The organism is Rodentibacter heidelbergensis, assembly GCF_002000125.1.
In the GTDB taxonomy this organism is placed as follows: domain Bacteria; phylum Pseudomonadota; class Gammaproteobacteria; order Enterobacterales; family Pasteurellaceae; genus Rodentibacter; species Rodentibacter heidelbergensis.
Genome location: NZ_MLHH01000003.1, coordinates 220,759 through 243,335, shown reverse-complemented (window position 1 = coordinate 243,335; position 22,577 = coordinate 220,759). Strand labels below are relative to the sequence as shown.

Here is a 22,577-nt window from a genome sequence, read left to right as displayed (position 1 = left end):
AGATGAGTAATCGTAGACGGTGGAAGTAATAGGCTGCGGTCGTTTTGTTTACATTTACCAATTCAGCGGCTGTTCGAGCAGTAACACCTGCAACAAACAGCTCAATAAGTTTATTTTGTTTGTGCTGACTTAGACGACTTTTTCTCATTTGGCTATCTTAACCTAAATAGAGTTTTTAGTCGTTATCTAGGACAGCCCCAAAATTTTTTACAGAGGGCAATCGGTTGCCTTTCGTTGAGCTCTTTTCCTTGCTTTCTAAATCTTTTATTATGCTGCGCACATTTTGACGAAAGACCGGAGCGGTATAATGGAATTGAACTCAATAGAATTATTAGGCTACATGGCAACGTTTTTTGTGGCGACCTCTTTTTTGTTTAAATCAATCGTCCACCTGCGTATTGTTAATAGCATTGGTGATGTGCTTTTTGTGATTTATGGCATCATTATTGATGCTTATCCTGTGGCGGTACTGAATGCTTTTCTTGTTTGCGTTAATCTTTATCAACTTTACCGTTTGAAAAAAGAGCAACCCGTTTCAAAAATATTAAAGTAATGACGCATAATCACTGAGGTGATTTATTCGTTCCTTTGGTGCCGTTGGCACAGCCAACATTCAAAATTCTTCGGATTTTGTGACCGCACTTTTATCTTGCTTCCGTACACAAGTCTGATTTGAACTTTATTGGCAGGGACACAACTTGTGTCCTTGCTTTTTTTATCTCACCACAGTTGATAAAGGGCGATGACAAGCGGCATGGTGAACACGCAAAGTAAGGTTGTGATGCCATAAATCGCACTGGCTTTTTGGGCGTTATTGCCAAAAATTAATGCCATTTGTGTCACCGTTGCCGCTGACGGACTGGTGGTGGCGAGGAAGCTTATCAAGGCGATGGTATTGCCGTTTTCGACCCAACCGGCAAAGCCGCAAAGTTTGATGATAAGCAAAAGGAAAAGGGGGATCAGCACTAAACGAAGCGCGGTCACTAAATAGAGGCGTTTTGATGAAAAGATCCCTTTCAGGGGGATTGAAGCGATCAACATTCCGGCAATTAACATGGCATTCGGGCCGATAAAAAGCCCAACAGAAGAAAGTGTCCCATTAATAAAAGCGGGTAATTTTATTTGAAAGGCGAAGAGCAGCACGCCAATAAAAATTGACCACATATTGATATTTTTAAACATCACTTTTAGGCTGAGATTGCCTTTCCCAACAATAATTAGACGGCAATGGGTCCAAAATAAAAAGGTTTGTACCACAATAAAGCAACTGGCATAAATCACCCATTCTTTACCGAAAAGCGACATCACAATGGGAATAATTAAGTTACCAGAATTGGAATAAATGGCGGTGGCGTGTTCAATGGGATCGAGTTTTAACAGGCGTTTTAAAACGCTTCCTATCACAATAAGGATCGCCTGTAAAAATACCGCCATACCAAGAGAAAGCATTAATCCTTGGAGAATTTCGGGGGTATAGTCAATTTGGAACGCTTCTATCATCACCGCAGGGCTGATAATGTAAAGCCCGATAATAGAGAGCGGTTTGCTGTCTTCTGATTTTAACAGTTTACTTTTTACCAGCCCATATCCCATTAAGACAATCAGGGTGAGCTCAATAATTTTACTGCCAAGTAAAAATGCAATATCCATAGGTAGGGTGACAGGCTAGAAATGTTGAACTATTAAACTACAGATGAGCGGAAAGGGCAAAAGAATTTGTCTTAAATACAACCACCACAGCTGCCACAACGCCAATCTTCTTTGTTGACGGCTTGATAAAACGCCCGCATTGTGCTTTCTTCCAAGGGGATATTGTGTTCAATAAATACATCAGAAAGCCAGTCAATATTGGCGATAATCCATTCGTCCTCGCCTAATCCCTCACGATAAAGTTCATCTTCAGGATCCATAAAATTATAAATATTTTCAGTCCCCATATCTTGATCACGGCGTTCACGAGGTAGTGTAATGGGTAAATCAAGATAAGAAATATTCCAATGTCCTAAGCAGAGCGTATTCCCCGGCATAGACCAACGGGCTTTGAATGGGTTGTCACTCATGTTGAAATTTTATAAGAAAAGTTGAATGTGCGTGCAGTATAAGGTTGAAAAGGCGTAAAACCCATACTAAAAAGCGGGTATGGCGTTGATCGAGATCAAGAATAGATAAGAAAGTGCGGTCGAAAAACGAGCCGTTTTTTCACCGCACTTTGCTTTCGTGTGCTTTATTTTCTAACGTCTAAACATGCCCCCTAAACCACCAAGACCGCCTAGGCCGCCGCCCATTAGTCCTTGCATACCTCGCATCATTTTCGACATGCCACCTTTACGCATTTTTTTCATCATACGTTGCATTTCATCAAATTGTTTGAGCAATTTGTTCACATCTTGCACTTGTGTGCCGGAACCCAATGCAATACGGCGGCGGCGGGAGCCTTTGATAATATCAGGATTTGCCCGCTCTTTTAACGTCATGGAATTAATAATGGCTTCCATTTTGATGAACATTTTATCGTCCACTTGGTTTTTAACGTGATCAGGTAAATTTTTCGCACCCGGGAGCTTTTCTAACATGGACATCATTCCGCCCATTTTTTTCATTTCAATTAATTGTTCACGGAAATCATCCAACGTAAAGGCATCGCCTTTTTTGAATTTTTGTGCCATTTTTTCCGCTTTCTCACGATCTACCGAACGTTCGAGATCTTCGATCAGGGAAAGCACATCACCCATACCTAAAATACGGGAGGCAACACGATCCGGATGGAAAGGTTCAAGGGCATCGGTTTTTTCGCCGACACCAAGGAATTTTATGGGTTTGCCTGTGATTTGACGAATAGACAACGCCGCACCGCCACGGGCATCACCATCGACTTTGGTAAGAATGACCCCGGTGAGTGGGAGGGCTTCATTAAAGGCTTTCGCTGTGTTTGCCGCATCTTGCCCTGTCATGGCATCAACGGTAAAGAGAGTTTCGATAGGATTTAACGCATTATGGATTTGTTTGATTTCATCCATCATTTCGCCATCCACATGTAGTCGACCTGCCGTATCCACAATCAACACATCGTAGAATTTGAGCTTGGCTTCCGCAAGTGCGGCTTTGGCAATTTCTACCGGATGTTGTTTGATATCTGATGGGAAGCAATCTACGCCCACAGATTGTGCCAAGGTTTCCAATTGTTTGATCGCCGCAGGGCGGTACACATCGGCAGAAACCACCAACACTTTCTTTTTATGACGTTCACGCAAGAATTTTGCCAATTTTCCCACGCTGGTGGTTTTACCCGCACCCTGTAAACCCGCCATTAAAATAGCCGCAGGAGGTTGTGTGGCGAGATTTAAGCTTTCATTCGCTTCTCCCATGGCTTTTTCAAGTTCACGCTGAACAATTTTTAAAAATTCTTGACCCGGTGTAAGGCTTTTATTTACTTCCTCGCCCAGTGCACTTTCTTTCACTTTGGCGATAAATTCACGCACCACCGGTAATGCCACGTCCGCTTCCAGCAATGCCATGCGTACTTCACGCAGGGTTTCTTTAATATTATCTTCCGTTAAACGGCCTTTTCCCGTGATATTCCGCAGGGTTTTAGAAAGGCGATCCGATAAATTTTCAAACATTATTCATCCTGTTTTTGTAGCCAAAATTGGCGTGATTATACCGAAATTTAAGGGATTTTCATCATTTCAAATAAATTTATGGCGAATTGGTAAGGAGAACGTTAAAATGTGAAACATTCTCAACAAATAAGCTCAAAATTATGTGGTTTGCCGTATTTTCGATTTTGTTTTATCTGATAAGCGTGCTGATGATCGCCCCTTTGTTGACATCAACCGATAATGTTCAATCCCGCCCTAAAAAAACACTGTTGTTTTTGACCGCACTTTTGGCGATTGTTTTTCATATCGCCGGTTTATATCCCTCTTTACAAAATTTAGCCGAAGATCATACCTTCACCCTCATGCAAATCGGTTCATTGATGAGCGTGAGCATTGCACTACTGGCTACTTTGGCAATATTGATGGTGAATTCCATTTGGTTTTTATTGCCGATTGTCTTTGCTTTTTCTATTTTGAATTTGATTTTAGCCACTTTTATGCCAAGTCATATGATCCAGTTGCTAAATCAAGACTCCGCCATGTTATTTCATATCGGCTTATCCATTTTCACCTATGCCGTCTGTTTTATCGCCATGCTCTATGCCATTCAAATTGGTTGGATCGATCATCATTTAAAAGCGAAAAAAACACGTTTTTCACCGGTTATGCCATCACTTATCACCGTTGAACGCCATTTTTTCAAGTTATTTGCTGTGGGGGAGTTTCTTCTCACCTTAACCTTAATTTCCGGTGTTTATCATTCCATTAACAGCTTCACGGCTGAAAATATCCATAAAGCCGGCTTTTCATTTCTAGCTTGGCTGATACTCGGGGTTGCACTTTTTGGCCATTGGCGATTAGGCTGGCGAGGAAAAAAGATGATTATTTATGCGATTTCAGGTATCATTTTTCTCACGATTGCCTACTTTGGTAGTCGCTTAATTTAGCTAATAAAGGCGGGCAGAGGTTCGCCTTTATTATTGAGCCGTAAGTGTATAAAAGGAAAAATTGACCACTTAATCTCACTTACGGATGATGATTAACGAACAAAAGGATTTTCCCTTGGACAGTATCCCCCTTAGTACTTTATTTATTACTCTCATTATCTGTTTAGTTTTATCGGCGTACTTTTCTGGCTCGGAAACCGGTTTACTTTCACTGAACAAATATCGCTTACGTTTTCTTGCCGAACAAAATAATAAAGGGGCGAAAAAAGCGGAAAAATTGCTTGAAAAGCCCGATACCTTGTTAAGCTTTATTCTTATCTTCAATAATCTTGTCAATATTAGTGCCTCAGCCATTGCCACTATGATTGGGATGCGTCTTTATGGTGATGCCGGTGTCGCTATTGCCACAGGCTTACTGACTTTTGTGATGTTGGTTTTTTCTGAAATTATCCCGAAAACCGCAGCAGCAATGTACCCTGAAAATGTGGGATTATTTTCTAGCCACATTTTATCCTTTCTTTTAAAAGTCTTTTATCCACTGGTTTGGTTGATGAATATTTTTACCAAATCGTTAATGCGGTTAGTGGGGCTAAAACCGGATATGCAAAAACAGGTGATTAGCCACGAAGAATTAAGAAGCATTGTGACGGAAGCCGGGGAGGCCACACCGGATGAACAGCATCCGCAAATGTTGCTTTCCATTCTTGATATGGGGACGGTGACGGTTGATGATATTATGGTTCCCCGCAATGAAATTGGCGGGATTGATATTGATGATGAGTGGAAAGCGATTATGCGCCAACTCAATCATGCCGCCCATAACCGTGTGGTGCTTTACAAAGGCAGTTTAGATGAACAGGTAGTCGGTATTTTGCGTGTGCGTGAGGCTTTCCGCCTGTTGCTGGAAAAAAATGAATTCACCAAAGAAACCTTAATTCGGGCAGCGGATGAAGTGTATTTTATTCCAGAGGGAACGCCGTTAAAAACACAATTAATGAACTTCCGAGCCAATAAAGAGCGTATCGGTTTGGTGGTGGATGAATATGGCGATATTAAAGGCTTAGTGACTTTAGAAGATATTTTAGAAGAAATCGTTGGTGATTTTACCACCTCGACCGCCCCAACAATTGATGAAGAAGTGATCCCTCAATCGGATGGCTCTTTACTTATTGAAGGCTCGGCTAATCTGCGTGATTTGAATAAAATGTTTGATTGGCAATTAGATACAGAAGATGCCCGCACTTTCAATGGATTTATTCTTGAGCATTTGGAAGAAATCCCAGATGAAGGCACAGTGTGTGAGATTGAGGGCTTGCAGATCACCATTCTTGAAGTGGCAGATAATATGATTAAGCAAGCTAAAGTGGTAAAACGTTAATATCAAAACGCATTAAAAATTGACCGCACTTTTGAGTTCGCCCGACACATAAGGCTCTCACTCAAAGTGCGGTTTGTTTTTAGGATCAGGCTTTTGTCGCTTCTTTTTCTTTCGGTAAAATTAAATTCAATACTAATGCCAGTAATGAACCTACGGTGATACCGGAGCCTAATACTTCTTTAAAAAAGTGCGGGAGTTTATCAAGCAGTTCTGGGCGTGTGGTGACCGCTAATCCACAACCGATAGAAATCGCAATAATTAAGCCGTTGCGTTTACTACGTTCTACTTTATCTAACATCTGAATGCCTGCGGCAATAATCATCGCAAACATCATTAATCCTGCGCCACCGAGTACCGGAAGGGGAATTGAAACGATTAATGCACCAAATACCGGGAATAATCCTGCCAAAGCCAATAGCACGCCGGTTAATGCCACCACATGGCGGCTTGCCACTCCGGTTAATGAGATCACACCGATATTTTGTGAAAAGGAAGAAAAAGGCGTAGTGGACATGATTGCCGCCAATGCGGAGCCTAAGCCATCTGCCAATACACCGCCTCGCAAATGTTTACCGGTAATTTCCGTATTGGTGGCATTACCCAACGCAAGGAAATTACCACTTGATTCGACAATCGTGACTAAATAGGCAATGGACATCCCGATAATACCTGAAAGCGGGAAGGCTAATCCAAAGTGAAGAGGTTGGGGAACAGCGAACGTTTGGGCGTTTGCCACACCGTCAAAATTAACCCAACCCAAAATAAGGCAGAGAATATAGCCTGTCATCATCCCAATCACAATGGCTGCCGCAGAGAAAATCCCTTTACCCCATTGCACCAAAGCGACAACGATAACCAACACAAAACTTGCCATCATCAAATTTTCCGGTGTGGCGTAATTCGCATCACCACGCTGACCACCGGCAAACCAATCCACCGCAACAGGAATTAAACTTAAGCCAATCATCATCACCACCGTGCCGGTGACAACAGGGGGGAAAAGTTTACGAATATAAGGCATAAAAAAGCTGCCGATAATCATCACCAAGGAGCCGACCAAAGAAGCCCCTAAAATACCGGCTACACCGTAATCGCTAAACCCAATGGCAAGGGCTGCAGCAACAAAGGTAAAACTGGTTCCCATTACACTTGGTAAGCGAATACCAATAGGGCCTAAACCACGACATTGAATTACCGTGACGACACCGGAAATTAATAATGCCGCATTGACTAAGGTGATAGTATCTTCAGTGGGAAGTTTTAAAACATTACCAATAACCAGTGGTACGGCAATAATTCCCCCAAGGGCCGCTAATAAATGTTGTGCAGCGAGTAATAAACTCAACCCAAAAGGCGGTTTATCTTCAACAGAATAAAGCAATTGATTATTCATTATGGTTCCTTAATGTATAAAAAAAGAAAAGGCGAATTATACGCCAATGAAACATAAAGGCAAACGTTTGCTTTTTTTTAAAAAAAGAGAAATGATAGTTTTTTGTTATTGTAAAAAACTGAGTAATGTTTCACAACGGAAATCATTTTTTGAAAAAAACGAAAAGGTTTTCTAAAAACGGATAAAGAACATTGAGCTTTCGTTTTAATGGAATGTTTTTATATGACAAGAGGAAAACCTGCTGGACCAACTAGTGTATATTAGTATGAACGCTCTCGCTGCTTATGTTATATTTTGGCGATTAAACTTATAAATTCAATGAGTTAATTTAAAATATGAAAAGCGTATTTAACAAACTTTATCGCATGACATTATTTTCCACTACGCCATTATTTGCCTTTGCGAACCAACCACAGGAAAATTTCTCCCGTTTAAACCAAATTGATGCGCTTCAGCAGCAACGACAACAACAAAATCAACAGGCGCAAGAGAAAATCCTACAAGCTCATTCAGATGTTCGTTTAGAAACGATCAATGATGAAAAATTGACCTTATCTAATAAAGAAACACCTTGTTATCCCATTCAGCATATCACCTTGGTTGATTATTCATCGGCATCGCCCTCCAAGAGCCAATTCCAATGGGCATTAAATCAAGCCTCTCATGATTTAAAACTGACTCTTCCACACTGTTTTGGTGGAGAAGGGATAGGGGTGTTGATGAAACAAATTCAAAACCGAATTATTGAAAAAGGCTATGTGACGACAAGCGTTGTCACACAAGAACAAGATCTGAAAAAAGGGATTTTAGTGTTAACGGTTATCCCCGGCAAAGTGGGGAACACGCTTGTTGAGGATCGTGGCAATATTCCACGTTTTACCCGTTTACATGCGTTGACAGGCTTCACCTTTTCAAAAGGCGATCTTTTAAATATAAGAGATATGGAACAGTCGCTTGAAAATCTTAAACGAGTGCCAACCGCAGAGGCGAATATCGAGTTGTTGCCAAGTGAGGCAGATATCGGCGTTAGCGATATTAAAATCAGCTATCAACAAGCCTTGCCTTTTAGAGTGAATTTAAGTTTGGATGATGCCGGTTCAAAAGCAACGGGGAAATATCAAGCAAGCGGTACGCTGTCAATTGATAATCTCTTTTCTGCTAACGATCTTTTTTACGCCTCGTTTACCCATAGTTTAAAAACTCACAATGATGAAAAGGGAAATAGAGCCAGTAAAAATTTAACCTTCTATTATTCTATTCCTTTCGGTTATTGGACCTTATCGGCTTCGCAAATAGATAACCGTTATCGTCAAGAAGTGTTTGGTGCTTTTGATAATAGTTATCTCTATTCGGGAAAAAGTAATACGACAAAAGCGACCTTATCCTATTTAGTTTATCGGGATAGCAAACGTAAAACGTCTGTTTTTGGAGGGTTTTGGTCTCGTCAGTCGAGTAACTATATCGATGGTTCAGAAATCGAAGTACAAAAACGGCGTATGGCGGGCTGGGAAGCCGGATTTTCTCATAAAGAATATAGGGGGGATGGGGTGCTTGAATTATCCGCCAGTTATAAACGGGGAACCGGCGCAAGGGGCGCATTATCCGCGCCGGAGGAGCTTTGGGGAGAAGGTACTTCTCGCCCTGAAATTATTTTTGCCTCCATTAACTTTACCCAACCTTTTATGTTGGGTAAACAATACTGGCAATATCACACCGCTTGGAGTGCACAATGGAATAAAACCCCTTTAATTGCCCAAGATCGTTTCAGTATTGGTGGGCGTTATACTGTAAGAGGTTTTGATGGTGAACTAACGCTTGCCGGTGAACGAGGTTGGTTATGGCGTAATGAGTTTGCTTGGAATGTGATGGGCAAAGGGCAACAACTTTACTTAGCACTTGATGGCGGGCGAGTGATGGGATGGTCAACCCAATCCCAATTAGGGCATCATCTTATTGGGAGTGCAATTGGGCTAAAAGGAGGATGGCAAGGTTTTTACTATGATGTTTTTGTGGGAAAACCAATCAGCAAACCAACCGGTTTTAAAACATCCAATACCGTAGCCGGTTTTAATGTGGGTTATAGTTTCTAATTAAACGTATTATTAAAAATGAAAGGATAATTAAAATGAATAAGAATTGTTTCCGTGTTATTTTCAGTAAAACCTTACAGTGCTTAGTAGTTACCTCGGAATTAGCAAAAACAGAAGGAAAATCTACCGAGCGGACTTCATCTGGCTTTCCTCAATTATTTGCCAAAATTCAACCGCTGACATTCAGTCTTTTCTGTGCACTGGGATTGGTTTCCTTTTCGCATACTGCCTATGCTGAGTTGATTATTCGAGCAGATAAATCAGCGCCTAAAAACCAACAGCCCATTGTGCTACAAACAGCAAACGGTTTACCTCAGGTCAATATTCAAACCCCCAATGAGCAGGGCTTATCCCATAATAAATACCGTCAATTTGATGTGGATACCAAAGGGGCAATATTAAACAACAGCCGAACTCAGGTTCAAACCCAACAAGGTGGATGGGTGCAAGGTAACCCTTATCTTGCCCGAGGTGAAGCCAAAGTCATTTTAAATGAAGTCAATTCATCCGATCCCTCTGTGCTAAAAGGTTACGTTGAAGTGGCCGGTAAAAAAGCGGATGTCATTATTGCCAACCCGTCAGGTATTCATTGTGAGGGGTGTGGGGTGATTAATTCGGATCGCACCACACTCACCACGGGTAAACCTCAAATTCAACAGGGGCATCTTGAAAGCTTTGTCGTGGAAAAGGGCAAGGTGAGCGTATCCGGTAAAGGTTTAGATAACAGTCGGGTGGATTATACGGAAATTATTGCCCGAGAAGCCCAAATCAATGCAGGTGTTTGGTCGAAAAAAGAAATGAAAGTGATGACCGGTAAAAATACGGTTAAACGTACGGACAAAGCGGAAGATTTGCAAATTATTCATACCCGGCAAACCTCAGCACAAGAAAGCAAACCCAAAGTGGCGATTGATGTGGGGCAATTGGGGGGAATGTATGCGGGTAAAATTCATCTCATCGGTACTGAGCAAGGCGTTGGCGTACACAATGCAGGGCATATTGGGGCGAGTGCTGAAACCCTTAAAATTGACAGCCAAGGGCGCATTGTCAATACCGGTACATTAAATGCCAATAAGGCGATTGAGCTTACCGGCACAAAGGGGATTGAAAACCATGGCAAAATTGAAAACCGTCAGGGGGATATCACACTGAATACCCCAGCGGATATTCAACAGGATGGTTCTCTTGTTGCCCGTTCAGGTAATCTCCGTAAAACCGCCAATCGGGGTATTACCCAACAGGGTGAGTCTATTGCGAAAGGGAATATTAACTATAACGCACCAAGTGTTACGGCCTCAACCGGTTCACTTATCGCAGCCGGGGTGGCGGTAAAAGATACGGCTGAAGGTGAAAAACGCACAGTGGAAAACACCTTTGCACAAGGAAAAACAATTGCGATTAATAGTTCGGGTAAAGCAACGTTGCAAGGCAAACAGCTTGCTTCAGGACAATTAACGATTCATGCCTCGGAAGTGAATTTAGACCACAGCCGCAATCAAGCCTATGCGATTCAGGTTCAAGCACGGCAGGGCGATATTCAGGCAAATGAAGCTTGGTTGACTGCGCAACAAAATCTTGTTTTAGATACACCTACAACGCTTTCTACATCGAATAGTCGTTTGAACGCAAATAAAATTCGGACAAAACAGACCGCACTTAACAATGCCTATGGCGTTTGGCTGCAAACCGGTACTGAGGATTTTAAACTCTCAGCTCAATCCATTCATAATTTGGGTGGAACATTTTCAACGCAAGGGCATTTCTTTATTGATACGCAACGGGTGGATAATACAAAAGGTAAATTAATTGCTGGCGGAAAACTGGAAGTCGATACTCATCAGGGGCAATTTCTTTCTTCGTCGGGATTATTATTTGCCAATCAAACCCTTTCTCTTTATACCGGTCAATTAGATAACCGACAAGGTCGAATTCAAGGTGAGAAAAGTGTTCGAATTGAAACACATAATCATTCATTCAACAACCAAGCAGGCAAATTATTCACAGGCAGTGATTTAATCCTTAACAGTGCAGCACTGTCTAATGCACAGGGGAATATTCAAGCCGACGGACAGATCAATATTGAAACCGCCGGAAGTCAGCTGGACAATGATAAAGGTATTGTATCAAGCGGTAGCGCGTTAACACTAAACAGCGGTAATCTAACCAATCATCAAGGCATCATTCGTGCACAACAGGCTACCATTCAAGCGGCTTCGCTAAATCAACGTGAAGGGGTAATCAAAGCCGATAACGCTTTGACAGTATTGGCGAAAAAGGATTTAACCAGCCAAGATAACAGTTTAATTGAGGGCGGTAAGGTTGATTTAACGATAGGCGGTTCGTTTATCAATAATGGGCAAAGTGATGTGGTGGCGAATCAGCTTCATTTAACAACAACGCAAGGTATTGATAATCAGCAAGGCAATATAAAAGCAACTCAAGCCGTTACGCTATTTGCCGATCGTCTTGATAACCAAGGCGGCACGATTGCGGCGACACAAGGCGCAGCAACGCTTAAGATTACGCAAGCATTACAAAACCTTAATGGTACGATCAATGCAAAAACGACTCTCAATTTGACCGCACTTGGCGTGAATAATACGCAAGGTCGAATTACAACGGAGCAAGGCGAGGTTCAACTTAATGCACAAGGAGAAGTCTTTGATAACCGTAATGGCAAATTGCTCAGTGGTGGTTTGCTTACATTATCCGCCGGCGCTATTGATAACCGAGCCGGATTTATTCAGACAACAGGTGATGCGGATATTACGGCAAGGGATTTGAACAACGCTCGTGTCGGTACATTGGGTTCGGCGATCAGTTCTCATCAACATTTACGTTTCAATGTGTCTAATATCGACAATCAAGCCACGAAAGCACAGCAAGATAATCCGACACAGGGGCTTATTGTCCGAGAGTTGACGCTAAACGGTCGCCAACTCAATAACCAAGGCGGTGGAATTTATAGCCTAGTTCGGGCGGATTTTCGCCTTGATTCGCAATTAAACAATCATCAAGGCGAAATACTCAGCTGGGGCGATTTGCAGATTAAGGGTTCGCCGAACAGTTTGTCTGTTAATAATACGCAAGGTATTTTACAGGCAAATAATAAATTGAATTTAACCGCCCGTGCTTTTAGTGAGGACGGACATATTGAAGCCGGATATATTGATATTAATGTTCAAGCGGATGTCCATACCAAACGAGATATCAATGCCTATCACAGCTTAAAACTCACGACTGCCGGTCAGTTAGTGAATCAGCACCGCTTATCAGCAAATGATCTCCTTCAACTTCAAGCGGGTAGAATAACCAATCATCAAAGCGGCAGAATCAGTTCGGCACAAACTCAAGTAATATCCGCTTCAACCTTACATAACGAGGGATTGATTAATAGTTTTAACGAAACGGAAAATGCCGGCACACTGATTAAAGCCAAACAAATCGACAATATCGGCACCGGGCGGATTTACGGTGATTATGTTGCGTTACAAGCCGATACGGTATTAAACAAAGATCAACGGGGTAACGATGGTAAGGTTTATGCCGCAACCATTGCAGCGAGAAAGCAATTAGATATCGGGGCGAAACATATTACCAATTTAACCGAAAATTATGAGGCAAACAGAAAAAGTGGTGCGCTCATTTATAGTGAGGGTGGCATTTTCTTCGGTGATCGTTTAGACCAAAATAACCATGCTACCGGTCAAGCTTTGAGTTTGAAAAACTTCAGTAGCATTATTGAGGCAGGAAAAGGAATTGGATTAAAGATCAAAGATGTGGCTAACACGAATATTCATTACCAATCCACTATTCAAGAAACCTCAAATGTTTCGGTGTCCAAATCCTATATTTTGCCGAATGATTTAGCAACAGGTGATGCACCTTATAATAACGGCAAATTACCTTATATTGATACCAAAGGTTTAAAACGGGTTAATTACAGTCGGGCGTGGAAATATGTGCGAACTTACGATCCAAGCCGTTTGCAGGTTATTACCGACAGTAGCCAATTAACGAAAGATCAATTGCTTGCCATACCAAATACAGCGGATTGTGTAAACGGCGAATGTCGGATTATGCCGGAAAGCGTTTATGGCAAGGATAATCCGATTTGGCAATATTTTAATTTAACTGCACCGGCGGAGGAGATGCCAAATATTACTCCGGCGATGGCAGAGGTGATGAACCGTCAAAAACAAGAGGGAGTAAATAGCTTAACGCCATCGAATTTAAGCGAAGACGAAATCGATGCGTTAGACGGACAACAAGATGCCCAAATGAATTATGCGCCGATTGTGCCGGCAAAACCGATTGAGCCGAAAAGAGAGGATTATTCAAGTCCCTTCAAATATAGACAGGCAAAAGCAAAATATAACCGAGATTTAATTGCTTATAACAAAGCCGTGCAAGATAAAGCGGATTATGAAACCTTATTGCCGTTAATCAGTTGGACGGCAAAATACGGCGATAATTTAAAAGCACTCAGCGATGCGATAGATAAACATAACAGCCCGTTATTAGGGGAAGAGTTTTACCGTTTTTGGGAGATTTTTGTTGATCGTGAGCGTGTGGAAGAAAACATTACCACCGCCTCATTGCCTGCACAGATTTTAGCCGGAGAAAATATTACCTACCAAAGTGATCGTTTTCTCAATGATAAAAGTTGGGTGATTAGCGGGCAGGCGATCCGCAATGAGGGCAGTGGAACGTTAAAAAATTTAGATGATGAAGACGCCATTACACGCAATATTGAAGAAGGATGGCGAGATTACACTTATACCAGATGGCGTGGAGGTTTTCGCCGTTATCATGAGCGCAAATATAATCAAGGCGGTGCGTTGAAGCGGGTTGATGAACAACACAAAGAGATGGGGATTTTTGTTCAGCTAGAGAACACCCTGCCGGCGAGTTATCAACATTATCAAAGCGGTAAATCCCGTAATGACATTACTAAGGTACAAAATGGCGTCAATAGCACGGATATTGGCAAGCTGAATGTTGAGGTTGATAAGGGCAAGGTCAACTTTGACAATAACACGAACCAAAGCAGTAAATTAGCCTTAGAGCGGATTCCGATAATGGATAAGGATAAAGGGATTGAAGTGCGTAGTATTCCGGTTGACACCCGCCTGCCGACACAAAGCCTCTACCGCATCAACCCCAATGCGGACAGCCACGTTCTTGTGGAAACCGACCCGGATTTTACGCAATATAAAAAATGGCTGAGTTCGGATTATATGTATAAAGCACTGCGTTATGAGCATGAAAATGTGCATAAACGCTTGGGCGATGGTTACTATGAGCAACGTTTGGTACGAGAGCAAATCAACTTACTGACAGGTAGACAATATTTAGGGAACTACCAAGATTTTGAAAGCCAATATAAAGGTTTAATGGATGCGGGCATTACCTTTGCAAAATCTTTTCATCTTACGCCAGGGGTGAAATTATCCGCCGAGCAAGTGGCGGCATTAACCAGTGATATTGTGTGGTTAGAAAAAGAGCAGGTCAGATTGGATGACGGCAGTCTAACGGAGGTTGTTGTACCGAAAGTCTATGCTGTCGTCAAAAAAGGGGATGTCAGCGGCAACGGCACCTTATTCTCGGCCAATCAGGTTCAAGTCAAAACGCAAGAGTTAGTGAATCAAGGGACAATCGCAGGGCGCCAATTAGTCCTGTTAGACAGTCAATCAATTCGTAATAGCGGAAAGGTTTCGGGTGGCACGATTGCGGCAGAGGTGTCGGGCGATATGAAAAATATCGGTGGTGTGTTTGAAGCGGACGAAGCGTTATTGTTAAACGTAAAAGGCGATTTAGCACATCAAAGCACGAGTAGAACAACGGAAGTCAATCTTGACGGTTATCAACGTCGCCAAACGAATCTTGACCGAAAAGCGCTTTTCCACGTTAAAGGTGAGAACGGCACATTGCAAGTTCAAGCCAACAACCTCAACCTGACGGGAGCAGAGATTATCAATGAAGGTAAGGGACAAACTTACCTTTCCTCAAAAAATAACCTCAATTTGACCGCACTTTCAGTCGGTTTTGATGAAAAAATGGGTGGCGGCAACCACTATCGCAACGAAGCGGTACAAGGTGTTGAAATTAGCCGAGTGAAAGGTAAGGGCGATGTGGTTTTAGGGGGAGGAAATATTTATTCGGAAGGGGCCGTGCTTGAAAGTGAAGCGAAACTCACCGCCCTTGCAAAAAACGACCTCGTGCTCAATGGCGCAAAAGAAAGTCGGGATTTTGAAGAGTTCCACAAAACGAAAAGTGGCAGTTTGGCCAAAGTCACCAAAACCAGTTTTGACAAAAAACAATCGGAAACGCAACGAGGCACACAAGTGAGTGGCGAAGCGATAATCCTTGCGGCAGGCAATGATGTGAAAGGGAAAGGATTACAAGCCATTGCTGAAAATGACCTGCTAATCCAAGCGGGAAGGAATGTAGATATTGCTGCCGACACGAATCATTTCCGCAACATTCACAAAGAAACCAAGAAAACCTCAGGGGTGTTTAGTGGTGGCGGGATAGGCATCACCTTTGGGTCTAAATCAGAAAAACATCACCTTGAATCAGAGGGCTGGACCCAGTCTGATGCCCGTAGCACCTTGGGTTCAATGAATGGCGATATTCAAATCCAAGCAGGCAAGCATGCTAAGGTGATGGGCACCGACCTCATCACCCCACGCACGAATCGCATTGACATAGAAGGTGCGGCGGTGAAAGTGGAAGCGGGGAAAGACATCATCAACACAAGCGAACGGCATGAGTATCAACAATCGGGTTTAACCCTTGCGGTGTCCTCACCGGTGGTTGACACAGCACTATCTATGATGGGCAGCATCAAACGTAGTGGTGAAGTAAAAAATGAGAAGTTAAAGAAACTTCATCAAATGAAGGCGGCCTATGAAAGTCTTGAGCTTGCGAAAAACGTGGCAACAACAGCAGATACCCTTTCTAACTTGGGCAAGATGACAGAGGGTGATGTTTCTAATCCAAGTGTCAAACTTTCCGTCAGTATTGGTGCGAGCCAATCTAAACAACGTAGTGAAACCCAAACTGTTACACACAGTGGTAGTGAGTTAAGTGCAGGAACAGTGGCGATTACTGGTCGCCAAGGCGATGTCGATATTTTAGGCTCAACCATTAATGCAAAACGTGCAGAATTGGCGGTGGCAAAAAATCTGAATGTAGAATCGGTGCAAGATAGCTATCGTCATCGTAGTGAAAATAAAAATAGCGGTTGGAGTGTGGGGGTATTCCTCGGTGCGAGTGGCAACAGCTACGGTTTTGGTATAGAAGGCTCGGCACAGGTAGGAAAAGGGCATGAAAACAGTGACAGTATTACTCAGCGTAATAGTGCTTTGAATGCGGAAGAAACCCTCATCAAAACTGGTCAAGATGCCAATTTCAAAGGGGCAAAACTCAACACAACCCGCCTGAGTGCAGATATTCAAGGCAACCTCAATCTTGAAAGCCGCCAAGACAGCAATCAGTATGCTTCCAAGCAAGAGCAAGCGGGGGCGGGATTTAGTGTCGCAATTTATGGCTCAGGCTCAAATGCCTCGGCCAACTATGCTCAAAATAAAGCCAAAGTGAATTACCGCCAAGTGGAAGAGCAAACGGGTTTCCATGTTGGGGAAGGTGGACTGAATGTGAAGGTGGGTGGCAACACGCATCTTAAAGGTGCCGTCATAGAAAGCCGTGCAGAGGCATCAAAAAATCATTTTAAAACCCAATCGCTTACCCATAGCGACATTGAGAACCACAGTGAAGTGGAGGTGAAAAGTATCAGTGCGGGTCTTTCAACGGATATGGCACAAAATGCGAAAAACGCCATGGCAACGGCGGCAAGCCTGTTAGGGAATAAACAGGAAAGTGAACGAAGCACAACAAAATCGGCCATCAGCGAAAATATCCATATTGACACGGAAACACCGGAAAAACTGACCGCCCTTTCAAGGGACACCCAAAATGCCAATCAAAAAGTTAAAGCCTTTGATTTAACGGAAATCAAAGAACAGCAAGAGGCAGTACAAGTGGCTGGGGCGTTGTTCTCAAAAATTACAGGTGATGTGGCAAAAGCGTTTGATTTTGAAGACGGCAGTCAGGAAAAAATCTTAATGCATGGGCTTGCGGGTGCTTTGGCGGCGAAAATGGGAGATGGAAATATTGCCACGGGTGCGGTGGCAGGCGCCGGTTCGGAATGGCTGAACACCTATGTTGCAGACTACCTGAAATCGCAAACCCAAGGACTGAACCTTGAGCCACAACAAAAAGAGAAATTAAGACAAGCGGCACAACAGGCAACGGCCCTGATGATAGGTGCGATGGCAGGTGCGGTGACAGGCGGCTCAAGTGAAACGGTGAAGCAAGGCGCTTTGGCCTCTTACAATGCAGAGAGTTTTAATCGGCAGTTGCATCCTGAACAAATAGAGTTAATCAGAGAAAGAGCGAAAAACTTTGCTGAACAGCAAGGAATAAGCGAAGAGCAAGCATTAGCTCAACTTACAGCCGAAGCGTTGAGAGGTGAATCGGATGATTTTACCTATGTTGAGAAAAACCAAGCAGCACGCGATTATTTGAATAATTTAGCGAAAGAAACAAAAGTGCCAACACTTTTTAGTGAGTTAGACAGAAAATCGGATGAATATCGTAATAGTTTGCTCAATGCACAATATGTTACAGCCAATCAGGATTTATACAATCGGGTTAATCGTAGGGAGAAAAACTATGCAACAACCACAGCGGACTATGTATTAAATTCAGCCATAAGAGAAGGGAAATCTTATTATCAGCAAGCAGGTAAAGAAACTGTCAGCCAAGTCTATGGCAGTGCTAAAGCTGAAGTGAATCGTTATCGTGAACTTGAGCAATACCACGCTAATCAGGAGAGCGATAAAGACGAACAGCTTGCGAGAAAGTACCGACATCAAGCAAATAGCCTTTCAGGGAGTCTCTCTCAAAATTATCAAAGTGGCACAGGGTTGTTTGACTTTAGTGAGCTTTATGCAAACAAGAATCCGCTCGCTAAAACTATGTTTGAGACGATAGCGGAGAGTGGGTATGTGATAGGGGGGATTTCATCTACTAAAGTTATATTTAAAGATGCGAAAATTGGAAATTTTATATCTAAAGAAAAGTTATTATCTCACTTTGAAAAACATTCAAATGAATTTGGTAATTTGTATTCAACACCTAAAGACTATTTGACGGGAGCTAGATATGTAATGAATACAGGGATTCCTGTCGAATATATGTATAAAGGTGAGTTAAGAAATGGATTCGTCAAATATTTAGGTAATACAACTAGAAAAGGAGAAGCTAAATTTGCATTTGTAGGAACAAATTTAAATAAAGATATAACAACTTACCATACTAAAAGCGGCAAGGAATTTTGGAGGTTATTAAATAACGACAACTCTCACAAAGTTATTTATCCTAAGGAGAATAAGAAATGAAATATCTTTGTAAATTAATAAGAAATGATGAATATGATGTGGTAGTTTTATTAAATAATATTGAGTTAAATTGTTTTTCTAACATAGGATTGGAACATGATATTGGAGATGAATTTTTGGCAGAGATAGTTGCTTATGATGATTTTGATATATATATAAGTGATTCAGTTAATAAGAATGTTAGAAAATTAAAAGGGTATGAATATTTGATAACGGGCGTGTTAGATATTGATAATGGAGGTGTGGATTCCTTATTTTTCTTGGCGTTAGATGAGTTATATGATTATGCTTATCTGGATAAAAAAATGGTTGATGTAAGGATTGTTAGATTGGATATTATTGAGTAATTTTAGCTAGAAAATTATCTAAAGATATTAAAGCAGGTATGTCTGTTGTAAATAATGCAGTCGCGAAATCTTATATTAATGGACAATTAACCTATGAGAGTGCTATAGGAAAAGGTGTTAATGGTGTAAGGAGCTATGTTAATAACTCAATAAAATCAATGAGTGAACAACCTGTGGGAACAGTGTTAAAAGGTGTTGCAACCTCAGCTAGTGTTAAGGCTGGGTTTGAGGCATATGATTATGCAACTGGAAAACCATTAACGGTTGAGAATCTAAAAAATTCAGGTGTAAATATTGCTTATTCAGGAGGTTTAGCTGCTGCAACAGCAGGAATGCCGATAATCCCAGCGACAGGTTTAGGTGTTATGGGTGATTGGGCTAAGGATGGTAAATATGATGTTGTTAAAACAACTGGAGGAACTTTAATTGGTAATGTCTTCGATAGTAAATTTAGTGACAAACCTTATGCTCCTTTCATTCGTGAGTCTTTAATTAATGGATTAGAAAAAGTATATGAGAGTACTCAACAAGGTGGTTATGATGAAAAAAGATGATGTTATTTCTATTATACAACTATCTATTTATTTAATCGGAATGGTTTATCTTCTTGTATTATATAGATTTAATTTTGACCTTTCTAAGGTTGATATTTTTATAATATTAAAATGGTATCCAGCGAGTCTTTTTATTACAGTAGTATTTTTTTATTTGAAAAAATCAGATTGAATAAAGAGATATTCTAAGCAAGTGTAGGGGAATGGGTTAAAAATATGCGTATAGAATATAAAAATTCGTGTGAGAAATTAGATTTTACATGCACTACACTTGCTTAACACTAACTCACTTACCGTGATATGAGCGGATCTGATGGGAGGTCATAAACTGCCATGAGTATCAACAATCGGGTTTAACCCTTGCGGTGAGCACACCGGTGACAGATATGGCACAAGCAGCCTATAACAGCATAAAACGCAGTGAGCAGGTCACCAATCCGAAGCTAAAAGCGCTTTATGCGATGAAAGCAGCAGAAGAAGTGGCGATGGCGGCACAAAATGTAGGGAAAGTGGCGGAAACCTTGGATGCATTGCGGTCAGGGGAAATGCAAGGGACGGGGACAACCGCCAGCCCGAGTGTGAAAATCAGTGTGAGCTACGGCAATCAAAAACAAACGCAGAGCAGTGAAAGCCAAAGCATTCGCCATCAAAAATCGACCTTGAGCACCGGCACATTGAATGTGAAAGCCCGAGATGAAAAACTGAGCTTTGAAGGTGTGGATGCCAATGCTAAAGTGATGGCATTGTCAGGGAGACAAGGAATTGAGATTAAAGGTGTAAAAGATGAAGAACACCAACGCACGAAAAACCAATCGGTAGGTGGCAGTGTGGGTGTGTTTGTTGGCACGAATGGCAACAGCTACGGATTTGGCTTGGAGGCTTCGGTGAATGGGGCTAAAGGCAAATCGAACTCCGATAGCGAACGTTGGCAAAACAACCGACTCAACGCCGATAAACTCATCACCAACAGCGAGGAAGGAGGCTTAAGCCTTGAATCGGCAAACCTCAACACAAAACGTTGGGAAGCAGACCTTCAAAGTTTGACACTCACCAGCCGTCAAGACATAGAAAAATACGAATCGAAACAAGTGAGTGCCGGGGCAAGTGGCTCGATAGCCTATGGTTCGGGCGGTGGCGCATCGGTGAATGCGGCGTATAGCAAGGCAAGCGTGGATTATGCCCAAGTGAGAGAGCAAACAGGCATTCAAGTGGGCGAAGAGGGAATGAACGCCACAATCCACAACCACACCCAACTCAACGGTGCGATTATCGACAGCCAAGCAGAAACCAATAAAAACCGCTTTAAAACGGGTTCAATCAGCCATGCGGATATTGAAAACAGAAGTGAAATTAAAACGGAAAGTGCGAGTATTAGTGCAGGCAGTGGCGGAATAAACCCAATGCAGGCGATAAGTAGCGCATTGAGTTTGTTGGGCAACAGCCATGAAAGTGAACGAAGCCAAACGAAATCGGCTATCAGCGAAAACATCCATATTGACACCAAAACACCGGAAAAACTGACCGCACTTTCGAGGGATACGAAAAATGCCAATCAGCAAGTGAATAAACAAGACTTGAAGAAAGTGCAAGAGCGGCAGGAAATGGCGAAGGTGATAGGCGAGATTGCTAACAATGCCATCAGTATTGCGACTTATGAAGAGCGGGAGAAAATTAACAAGCTCGGTCTTGAGAAGTTCAAACTAGAAGAACAGAAAAAAGCCCTTGGTGACAATGATGCTAACCAAGCTCAAGTGGCAGCGCTTGATAAGCAGATTGGCAGTATTACACAGGAAATGAACCAAACCCAACAGAAGATTGATAACAACGTTGGCATAGGCAGCCCAAATGGCATGGCGATTCGAGCGGTGACGGCAGCGCTTCAAGCTGCTGCACAAAACGACACTAATGGTGCGATAGTGGCACTTGCCTCGCCTTATCTCAACAAGAAAATTCACGAAATGACAGATGGCGATACCGCAAAAGACAAGGCAGCAAACTTAGCTGCTCATGCTTTGCTTTCAGCAGTGGAGTTCCAAGTGACGGGCAAAGACCCATTAACGGGAGCGATAGCGGGAGTAACGGGTGAAGCCACTGCAGAAATCTTAACCCGAACCCTTTACAACAAAGCACCGAGTGAGCTTACCGCTAACGAAAAAGAGAACATCAGCACGCTAAGTCAGATTGCAGGTGGATTGGCAGGCGCATTGACAGCGAAAGCCAATGGTACGAGTAAAGAAAATGGCGGAGGAATGGCGCTTGCTGTTGCTGGAGCGGAAACTGCTAAAAGAGCGGTTGAAAATAATACATTTTTTATAGGATCTACAGATCAAGAGTATGTGAAATCACTTCAGGTTAAAGCTAAAGCGGATGAGATTGCGAAGAATCTTGAGGAACAGGCTACTCAAGATGCTATTGATCAAGGTATTCCTCATTATATTGCAATAGAGGGGAGTATCTATAAAGTTGGTGTAAAACTCTCTATAAATACGCGAAATGGAACGGTTTATTTTACTCCTAGTATGTCTCCCATCATAAATCCTTTGGATTCTTCGTATAAATTAGGTGTTTCTGGAGAGGTTGGATGGATTTATGGCATAGATTCAAAAGTAGAAGGTGGTAAATATTTAGCCGAAACTATAGATTCTGCGTTAGGAGGAGCGAGTTTAGGAGCTAAGGGATGTGTATTTATTTGTGCCGGAATTTCAAGAACTGTATCTGAAAAACCTAGATATATCTATTCGTTAGGTGCTGGTGCTGGATTTTCTATAGGGGGAGATTATTCAATTCCATTGAATAAATAAT

12 protein-coding genes and 1 pseudogene are annotated in these 22,577 nt (G+C 42.2%); 8 read left to right on the top strand and 5 right to left on the bottom strand.

All coding sequences use genetic code 11. The features are described 5' to 3' along the window. Positions 1-148: pseudogene (locus BKK48_RS01705) on the bottom strand (IS1595 family transposase); the annotation flags it as partial. Between the two features lie 159 nt (positions 149-307). On the opposite strand from BKK48_RS01705, the gene BKK48_RS01700 reads away from it, so the two are divergent. Beyond that, positions 308-553, top strand: a complete 246-nt coding sequence (locus BKK48_RS01700) for a YgjV family protein (protein ID WP_077426491.1) — start codon at positions 308-310, stop codon at positions 551-553. A 167-nt stretch (positions 554-720) separates the two neighbouring features. Here the strand turns inward: BKK48_RS01700 and BKK48_RS01695 are convergent, their stop codons facing one another. From BKK48_RS01695 to ffh, 3 genes are all read right to left on the bottom strand, one after another. Next, positions 721-1,650 carry an AEC family transporter gene (locus BKK48_RS01695; RefSeq protein ID WP_077426490.1) on the bottom strand — a complete coding sequence of 310 codons (930 nt, stop codon included), beginning with the start codon at positions 1,648-1,650 and terminating at the stop codon, positions 721-723. A 71-nt stretch (positions 1,651-1,721) separates the two neighbouring features. Continuing rightward, positions 1,722-2,060, bottom strand: a complete 339-nt coding sequence (locus BKK48_RS01690; protein WP_077426489.1) for a hypothetical protein — start codon at positions 2,058-2,060, stop codon at positions 1,722-1,724. A gap of 171 nt (positions 2,061-2,231) precedes the next feature. After that, complete coding sequence (ffh, locus tag BKK48_RS01685; RefSeq protein WP_077426488.1) at positions 2,232-3,620, bottom strand: signal recognition particle protein; 1,389 nt, start codon at positions 3,618-3,620, stop codon at positions 2,232-2,234. A gap of 140 nt (positions 3,621-3,760) precedes the next feature. Between ffh and BKK48_RS01680 the strand changes: the two genes are divergently transcribed. Together BKK48_RS01680 and BKK48_RS01675 are read left to right on the top strand one after the other, a co-directional pair. Further along, positions 3,761-4,546, top strand: coding sequence for a cytochrome C assembly family protein (locus tag BKK48_RS01680; protein ID WP_077426487.1), 786 nt, complete (start codon positions 3,761-3,763; stop codon positions 4,544-4,546). 115 nt (positions 4,547-4,661) lie between these two features. Further along, positions 4,662-5,924: an HlyC/CorC family transporter gene (locus BKK48_RS01675; protein ID WP_077426501.1), complete on the top strand. Its 1,263-nt coding sequence runs from the start codon at positions 4,662-4,664 to the stop codon at positions 5,922-5,924. Positions 5,925-6,009: 85 nt separating this feature from the next. Here BKK48_RS01675 and BKK48_RS01670 read toward each other — a convergent pair whose 3' ends face one another. Beyond that, positions 6,010-7,317, bottom strand: a complete 1,308-nt coding sequence (locus tag BKK48_RS01670) for a nucleobase:cation symporter-2 family protein (RefSeq protein WP_077426486.1) — start codon at positions 7,315-7,317, stop codon at positions 6,010-6,012. Positions 7,318-7,682: 365 nt separating this feature from the next. Here BKK48_RS01670 and BKK48_RS01665 point away from each other — a divergent pair, with 365 nt between their 5' ends. The 5 genes from BKK48_RS01665 (at position 7,683) to BKK48_RS01640 (ending at position 22,576) form a co-directional block, all read left to right on the top strand. Then, on the top strand, positions 7,683-9,407 hold the full coding sequence (locus BKK48_RS01665) for a ShlB/FhaC/HecB family hemolysin secretion/activation protein (protein WP_143538747.1): 1,725 nt from the start codon (positions 7,683-7,685) through the stop codon (positions 9,405-9,407). A 35-nt stretch (positions 9,408-9,442) separates the two neighbouring features. Beyond that, entirely contained in the window at positions 9,443-18,874 is a 9,432-nt protein-coding gene (locus tag BKK48_RS01660; protein WP_077426484.1) for a two-partner secretion domain-containing protein, read from the top strand. Then, complete coding sequence (locus tag BKK48_RS01655; protein ID WP_077426483.1) at positions 18,871-19,221, top strand: hypothetical protein; 351 nt, start codon at positions 18,871-18,873, stop codon at positions 19,219-19,221. Before BKK48_RS01660 ends, BKK48_RS01655 begins: the two co-directional genes overlap by 4 nt. A 38-nt stretch (positions 19,222-19,259) precedes the next feature. Next, on the top strand, positions 19,260-19,775 hold the full coding sequence (locus tag BKK48_RS01650; RefSeq protein WP_077426482.1) for a hypothetical protein: 516 nt from the start codon (positions 19,260-19,262) through the stop codon (positions 19,773-19,775). A gap of 386 nt (positions 19,776-20,161) precedes the next feature. Continuing rightward, positions 20,162-22,576, top strand: coding sequence for a hemagglutinin repeat-containing protein (locus tag BKK48_RS01640; RefSeq protein ID WP_077426480.1), 2,415 nt, complete (start codon positions 20,162-20,164; stop codon positions 22,574-22,576). Position 22,577 lies beyond the last annotated feature (1 nt).